Origin of the sequence: uncultured Mucilaginibacter sp., from assembly GCF_903913935.1 — a bacterium.
Taxonomy (GTDB): Bacteria; Bacteroidota; Bacteroidia; order Sphingobacteriales; family Sphingobacteriaceae; genus Mucilaginibacter.
The window spans coordinates 1-6964 of sequence record NZ_CAIWNH010000273.1 but is presented as its reverse complement, the minus strand read 5'-3'; the positions used below and the strand labels follow the sequence as shown (position 1 = coordinate 6964).

The following is a 6964-nucleotide window of genomic DNA, read 5'->3' as shown; positions in this document are numbered from 1 at the left end:
TTCATGGTTCATAGTTCATGATAAAAAGTTCATAGTTGATAGTTCATGGTTCATGGCTTTTTTTTGCCCGTTCGCCGTATAATCTATTGACTTTTACCGTGAACCATGAGCTGTCTACCATGAACTATAAATCATCAACTATGAACTACTACACAATAACATTAAAAATACGTTAATATACCAATGAGTTAATATTAAGTTAACAATTAAATAAGCAGATTTGTAAATCGGGCCGCAAGGCTGGTCTTTATATGGATAATAAACAAATACCTATTATTAACCGCGAAATAAGCTGGTTATATTTTAACGACAGGGTTTTGCAGGAGGCTGCCGATCCGACCGTCCCGCTTATAGACCGTATAAAGTTTTTGGCTATTTTTTCATCAAACCTTGATGAATTTTATCGTGTCAGGGTGGCTACCTTAAGCCGCCTGGCGAACCTGAATGAAAAGGCAAAAGAGATTTTGGGTTATAACCCAAAAAAGATCCTGAACCAGATAAAAAACATTGTTGTAAGGCAGGAACGTAAGTTCAATAATCTGTACGAAAATATTATTGTTAAGCAACTTGCCGAAGAAAAGATCTTTATTCTGAATGACAAGCAATTGAATGTTAGCCGCGGTGAATTCGTGAAGCATTATTTCAGGGAAAAGCTACTGGCAACTTTAGTGCCCATTATGTTAAATGACGATCTTCCGTTGCCCGAATTGAGGGACAGGGCTATCTATTTTTTTGTAAAGCTTACAAAAAACAAAAAAACGAGGCTGGCATTAATTGAATTCCCCGATTCTTTATCCCGGTTTATCGTTTTGCCCGAAACCAATAACCTGAAGTTTATTATCCTGCTGGATGATGTGATCCGCTATAGTTTGGAAGATATATTCTTCATTTTTGAACATGATAAAATAGAAGCGTTTTCAATCCAGCTAACGCGAGATGCGGAACTCGACCTTGACAAAGAGGTGAGCGAGAAATTTATTGACTCCCTTGCAAAAAGCCTGCAAAAACGAAAGAAGGGTAAGCCGATGCGTTTATTGTATGACTCAGAGATGCCGCTGGATATGCTCAAATACCTGGTTAGCAAAATGGGCCTCAACGGCGAAAGCCTTATACCCGGCAACCGCTATCATAATTTTAAAAACTTCATTTCCTTTCCTAATGTCGGGCGGCATGAGTTGGAATACGAAAAAAATATTCCATTACCTGTTGATGGCTTATCGTTTGGTAAAAGCCTGATGGGAATGGTGTCCAAAAAAGATTATATGATCAGTACGCCATACCAGTCGTACGATTATGTGATCCACTTTTTGCGAGAGGCTGCCATTGACCCAAAAGTTAAGGAGATCAGTATTGCCGTTTACAGGCTTGCGGAGAATTCAAGGGTAATACATGCATTAATTAATGCCGCCAAAAATGGTAAAAAAGTTACCTGCCTGGTTGAATTAAGGGCAAGGTTTGATGAGCAAAATAATATAGGATGGAGCCGCAGGCTGGAAGAAGAAGGCGTAAATGTACTTTACGGTATCGATGGTTATAAAGTACACTCTAAAATTTGCCTGATTGGCAGGCTCGAAAAAGGCAAGCTGGAATACTATGCTTGTTTGTCAACCGGTAACTTTAACGAAAAAACAGCACAGATATATGCCGATCATACGTTGCTTACGGTTAATAAAAACATCACTGCTGACTTGGTAAATATATTCAAATCATTAAATAAAAGCATTTTACCCAGGGGCTTAAAAAGCCTGATCGTATCGCCAATTGACGCGCGCCCGGCCATTTACAAGCTGATAGATAACGAGATAAAAAACGCTAAAGCCGGTAAAGAAGCCTACATGATCTTAAAAATGAATAGTCTGGCCGACGAACAGATCATCGCTAAGTTGTATGAGGCCAGTAACGCCGGTGTAAAAATCAAAATGATCATCAGGGGGATGTGTTGCCTTATCGCAGGGATGAAAGGATATAGCGAAAATATTGAAGTGCTGAGTATTGTTGATAAGTATCTCGAACATTCGCGCGTCCATATTTATTGTAACAGCGGTAACGAGCTGATTTATTTAACCTCTGCAGATTTTATGACCCGGAACATTGATACCCGGGTTGAAGTAGGCTTCCCTGTGCTGGATGCAGAATTAAGAAAGGAAATCAGGCAAATGATCAACCTGCAATTGGAGGATAATACCAAATCACGCGAGATCAATAGCCACAACACTAACAAATATCATAAAAATAATTCGGGCATCCCCCAAAGAGCCCAGGTTGATATTTACAATTACCTGAAATTTAAAAACAAATAACACTTGAGATACGCCGCTATTGACATAGGTTCAAACGCTGTAAGGTTACTTATTGCAGATATTACCGAAAATAACACCTCAGTTTCCTTCAAAAAAAACACGTTGGTACGGGTGCCATTACGACTGGGAGATGATGCTTTCCTTGATCATTCTCTTTCTGAACGAAAATCAACCGACCTGCTTAAAACCATGGTGGCTTTCCGCAACCTGATGGATGTGTACAAAGTTGCCGATTATATGGCTTTTGCGACTTCAGCTATGCGTGAAGCGAAAAATGGACTGGAGGTTGCAGGTCAGATCAAAACAGCCGCCAATATCGACCTGGAGATCATCAACGGGCAAAAAGAAGCAAAAATTATTTACTCCAGCCATATTGAGCAAAATATCGATAAAAGCAAAAATTACCTGTACATTGATGTTGGCGGAGGAAGTACAGAACTTTCTCTTTTTTCAAGCGGAGAACTTTTGGCATCCAAATCCTTTAATATCGGCACAATCAGGATGCTGGATAACCAGGATACTGAAGAAAGCTGGAATGATATGAGAGATTTTTTGCGTGAAAATACACGCCCTTTTAAGGTAATATCAGGCATTGGCACCGGCGGCAATATTAACAAACTTTACAAAATGGCCGATGAGAAAGACAAGGCGCCATTGAGTTTCGGCAAATTAAAATCCCTTTATAATTATTTAACCTCGTTTTCCTTAAAAGATCGGATAAATGTGCTTGGGCTAAACCAGGATAGGGCAGATGTGATTATACCGGCTTGCGAGATCTATATGACCGTAATGAAAGTTGCAAACATTAAAAATATGTATGTGCCTACGGTTGGTTTGGTGGATGGAATTATCCAAACCCTCATCGAAAAGAATTTTTCAAAAGAGAGTTAAATTATTTTCAATAAATTGTAAAAAAATTAAAAACTGTTATTATATTTGTAATGCCCATTCAATGGGCATGTTTTTCATAGGTAGATGTAGGGTCGAGTACTTGTTATTCGACCCTTTTTTATGCAGTAAATTTTACCCGGGCGAGGTTTATGAGTACGAATGCGAAGAAAAAAATAGTTGTAGCAATTTGCGGAGCCAGCGGTTCAATTTACGCGAAGCTTTTATTGGATAAGCTGGTGCAATTGAGCGATCAGCTAAACGATGTCGCTGTTGTGATGTCTGACAATGCAAAAGACATCTGGAAGTTTGAACTTGATAACGAAACCTACGCGGATTACCCTTTTAAGTTTTATGCCAAAAATGATTTTATGGCGCCTTTCGCTTCAGGATCTGCCAGATACGATACAATGGTGATCGTGCCTTGTTCAATGGGCGTACTAGGAAGAATCGCGGGCGGCATATCGGATGACCTGATCACACGATCTGCCGACGTTATTTTAAAGGAACGCCGAAGACTGATACTGGTGCCCAGGGATATGCCTTTCAGCCTTATTCATATCCGAAATATGCAAACCCTAACCGAAGCCGGGGGCATCATTTGCCCGGCCATACCCTCATATTACAGCAAACCTCAAACCATCGAGGACCTTGCCATGACAGTGGTTAACAGGGTGATAGATTTGATCGGGCTGGAAAATGAGACTTACCGGTGGAGCGAATAATGAATTCATGGGCTTTTTTCTTTAGATATTCTTAACTTAAATCTAATCTCCAATCTCTATTCAACTAATCTCTAAATTCCTTACCTTTGCGCCTTCAAAATGAACAAAAAGGTAGCATTTTATACATTAGGCTGTAAACTGAACTATTCGGAAACTTCTTCGATTGGCCGGCTTTTTAATAATGCTGGTTATAAAACGGTTGATTTTACTGATACCCCCGATGTATATGTGATCAATACTTGCTCGGTTACAGACAACGCTGATAGAAAGTGTAAAAAGATAGTAAAGGAAGCGCTTAAAATATCTCCTGCGGCATATGTTACTATTGTTGGGTGTTATGCTCAGTTAAAACCAAAAGAAATTGCCGAAATACCGGGGGTGGATATGGTTTTGGGGGCGGCTGAGAAATTTCAAATCGTTGATTATATCACTGATCTTACTAAAAATCCCAAGGCATTAATTTATAACCAGCCGGTATCCGAAGCAAAAGAGTTTATCAGCGGATATTCCTTTGGCGATAGAACCCGCACCTTTTTAAAAGTTCAGGACGGCTGCGATTATTCATGCTCATTTTGTACTATACCATTGGCAAGAGGCAACAGCCGCAGTGATACCATTGCGCATGTGATTGAACAAGCCCAACAAATAGCAGCTTCCGGTGTAAGGGAGATTGTTTTAACAGGCGTAAACCTTGGCGATTTTGGGATAAGGGATGGCAAACGCCATGATAAATTCTTTGATTTGGTTAAAGCGCTGGATGAAGTAGAAGGGATTAATCGCATACGCATATCCTCTATAGAGCCTAATTTATTAACAGATGAGATCATTGAATTTGTGGCCGGCTCAAAACGGTTTGTTCCGCACTTTCATATCCCGCTACAGTCAGGTTCTGATAAAATACTTGGTTTGATGCGCCGCAGGTATAAGAGAGATTTATATGTAAACAGGGTTGCCAAAATTAAACAGCTGATGCCCGGTTGCTGCATCGGCGTGGATGTGATCGTTGGTTTTCCCGGCGAAACACGGGAAGATTTTATTGATACCTATAATTTTTTAAATGAATTGAACATTTCGTACCTGCATGTATTTACTTATTCAGAAAGGGAAAATACGTTGGCAAGCGAAATGGGAGGGGTCGTGCCTGGTTCAACCCGCGCCGACCGTAGTAAGATGCTTCACATATTATCTGATAGAAAACGCCGCGCATTTTATGAGAGCCAGTTAAATAAAACCGACGAGGTATTGTTTGAGGGCGATATTAAAGACGGTTTTATGCACGGTTTTACCCGTAATTATGTGAAAGTCAAAACCAAATACGATCCGGTGTTGGTTAACGAATTAAAGAGCGTTTTATTAACACAAATATCACCTGATGGTGATGTTGAAATAACTGAATGCGAAGAAATATTTGCACATTAACCCTATATTGCGCCCAAAACATTAACCTATGTTCCCCACTATTTCTTCGTTGATTCAATATTTTACCGGATTAAACATACCTCTTCCAATACAATCCTTTGGTTTTTTTGTAGCGATTGCCTTTATAGCGGCTTATTGGGCGTTTGCACAGGAGTTTAAACGAAAAGAGAAACTGGGGTACATTCATCCCTTCCAAAAAACAGTAACTGTTGGTCAACCTGCAACCTTAGGTGAATTGGCGGGCAATGGTTTTTTTGGTTTTATCCTGGGCTTTAAATTGGTTGACGCTATCCTTAATTACCACACGCTGCTTGACGATACACAAGGTTTTATTTTATCGGGCAGAGGCAATTGGGTTGGAGGTATTATAGGTGCGGCTGCGTTTGCTTACTGGGCCTATTACGAAAGTAAAAAACAGGAGCTGCCAACGCCTAAAACCCAAGTGGTAACCGTACACCCCTATGAGTTGATGGGAAGCATTTTGCTTTGGGCGGCATTATGTGGCTTTGCCGGTGCAAAAGTCTTTAACGCTTTGGAAAACTGGGGCGAGTTTATGAGAGACCCGGTTGGGATGTTAATAGGTTTCAGTGGGCTCACCTTTTATGGCGGTTTGATCTGCGGCGGAGCTGTTGTACTATATATAGCCTGGAAACATGGCATCAAATGGAGGACTATGCTTGATATCGGCGGGCCCGGTATGATGCTGGCTTACGGCATTGGCCGCGTTGGCTGCCAGATGTCGGGAGACGGTGACTGGGGTGTCAATAATCTCGCATCAAAACCACATTGGTTAAGCTGGGCGCCTGATTGGATGTGGGCATTTAAATTCCCTCATAATGTTAATAATGAAGGCGTAGCTATTCCCGGTTGTGTAGGTAAATTTTGCAGCGAGCTGCCTGTCCCGGTGTTCCCAACCTCATTTTACGAATCGATAATTTGTATCCTGCTTTTTTTATTCCTGTGGGGCATCCGCAGTAAGATAAAAGCACCCGGTGTATTATTTGGAATCTACATGATCCTGGCCGGTGTAGAGCGGTTTTTTATAGAGTTGATAAGGGTAAATACCAAATATCATTTGGCGGGCATCAGCTTTACGCAAGCCGAGATGATCTCGATATTGATGGTATTAGGCGGTTCGGTGCTATGTTTTACCCAAACGAACAAGAAAAAAGTTAAACATGGCTAACCAAAACCTGGGCAATAAACTATTAAAAAACCAGGTTGTCAGGTTTGTCTTTTCGGCCGGTGTGGGGTTTTTAGTTGACGTTTCTGCCTTTTACCTATTTTATCATAACTTGCTGGTTCAAAAAACCTATCACATCGTTTACTTCACGGTTCGCAATTACACGCTTTCATTTTCTATATCTTTCTTCCTGGGGGTATTGGTTAATTTTTTGATCACCAGGTATTTTGTTTTTTCTGAATCGAAACTCCCTCCGTATAAACAATTTTTCAGGTTTGTATCAGTTGCCTTTATAGGTTACTTTGCCAACCTTGCTGTATTGAAGTTATTTATCCAGAGTTTTCAAATGAACCCGATCATTGCACGTCCTTCTGCCGCGCTAAGCTTATTTTTTTTAAGTTTCTTTGTCCATAAGTTTTTTTCATTCAGTCTATCATTAAGGCATCATG

Annotated in this window: 6 protein-coding genes; all 6 read left to right on the top strand. The window is 40.5% G+C overall.

Features of this window, described 5'->3' with window-relative positions; all coding sequences use genetic code 11:
• Nucleotides 1-251: 251 nt before the first annotated feature.
• Nucleotides 252-2300 (top strand): polyphosphate kinase 1, encoded by a 2049-nt coding sequence (gene ppk1 / locus QZY09_RS10785; RefSeq protein ID WP_295672249.1) that lies wholly within the window; start codon nt 252-254, stop codon nt 2298-2300.
• 3 nt (nt 2301-2303) lie between these two features.
• Entirely contained in the window at nt 2304-3191 is an 888-nt protein-coding gene (locus tag QZY09_RS10780; protein ID WP_295672248.1) for an exopolyphosphatase, read from the top strand.
• Between the two features lie 149 nt (nt 3192-3340).
• Complete coding sequence (locus QZY09_RS10775; RefSeq protein WP_295672246.1) at nt 3341-3913, top strand: UbiX family flavin prenyltransferase; 573 nt, start codon at nt 3341-3343, stop codon at nt 3911-3913.
• A 99-nt stretch (nt 3914-4012) separates the two neighbouring features.
• A complete protein-coding gene (gene mtaB / locus QZY09_RS10770) occupies nt 4013-5332 on the top strand; it encodes a tRNA (N(6)-L-threonylcarbamoyladenosine(37)-C(2))-methylthiotransferase MtaB (protein WP_295672245.1) in 1320 nt (439 codons plus the stop codon).
• Nucleotides 5333-5360: 28 nt separating this feature from the next.
• Complete coding sequence (locus tag QZY09_RS10765) at nt 5361-6518, top strand: prolipoprotein diacylglyceryl transferase (RefSeq protein ID WP_295672243.1); 1158 nt, start codon at nt 5361-5363, stop codon at nt 6516-6518.
• Nucleotides 6511-6964 (top strand): GtrA family protein (locus QZY09_RS10760; RefSeq protein WP_295672241.1); only part of this gene is annotated, 454 nt, incomplete at its 3' end. The genes QZY09_RS10765 and QZY09_RS10760, both read left to right, overlap by 8 nt.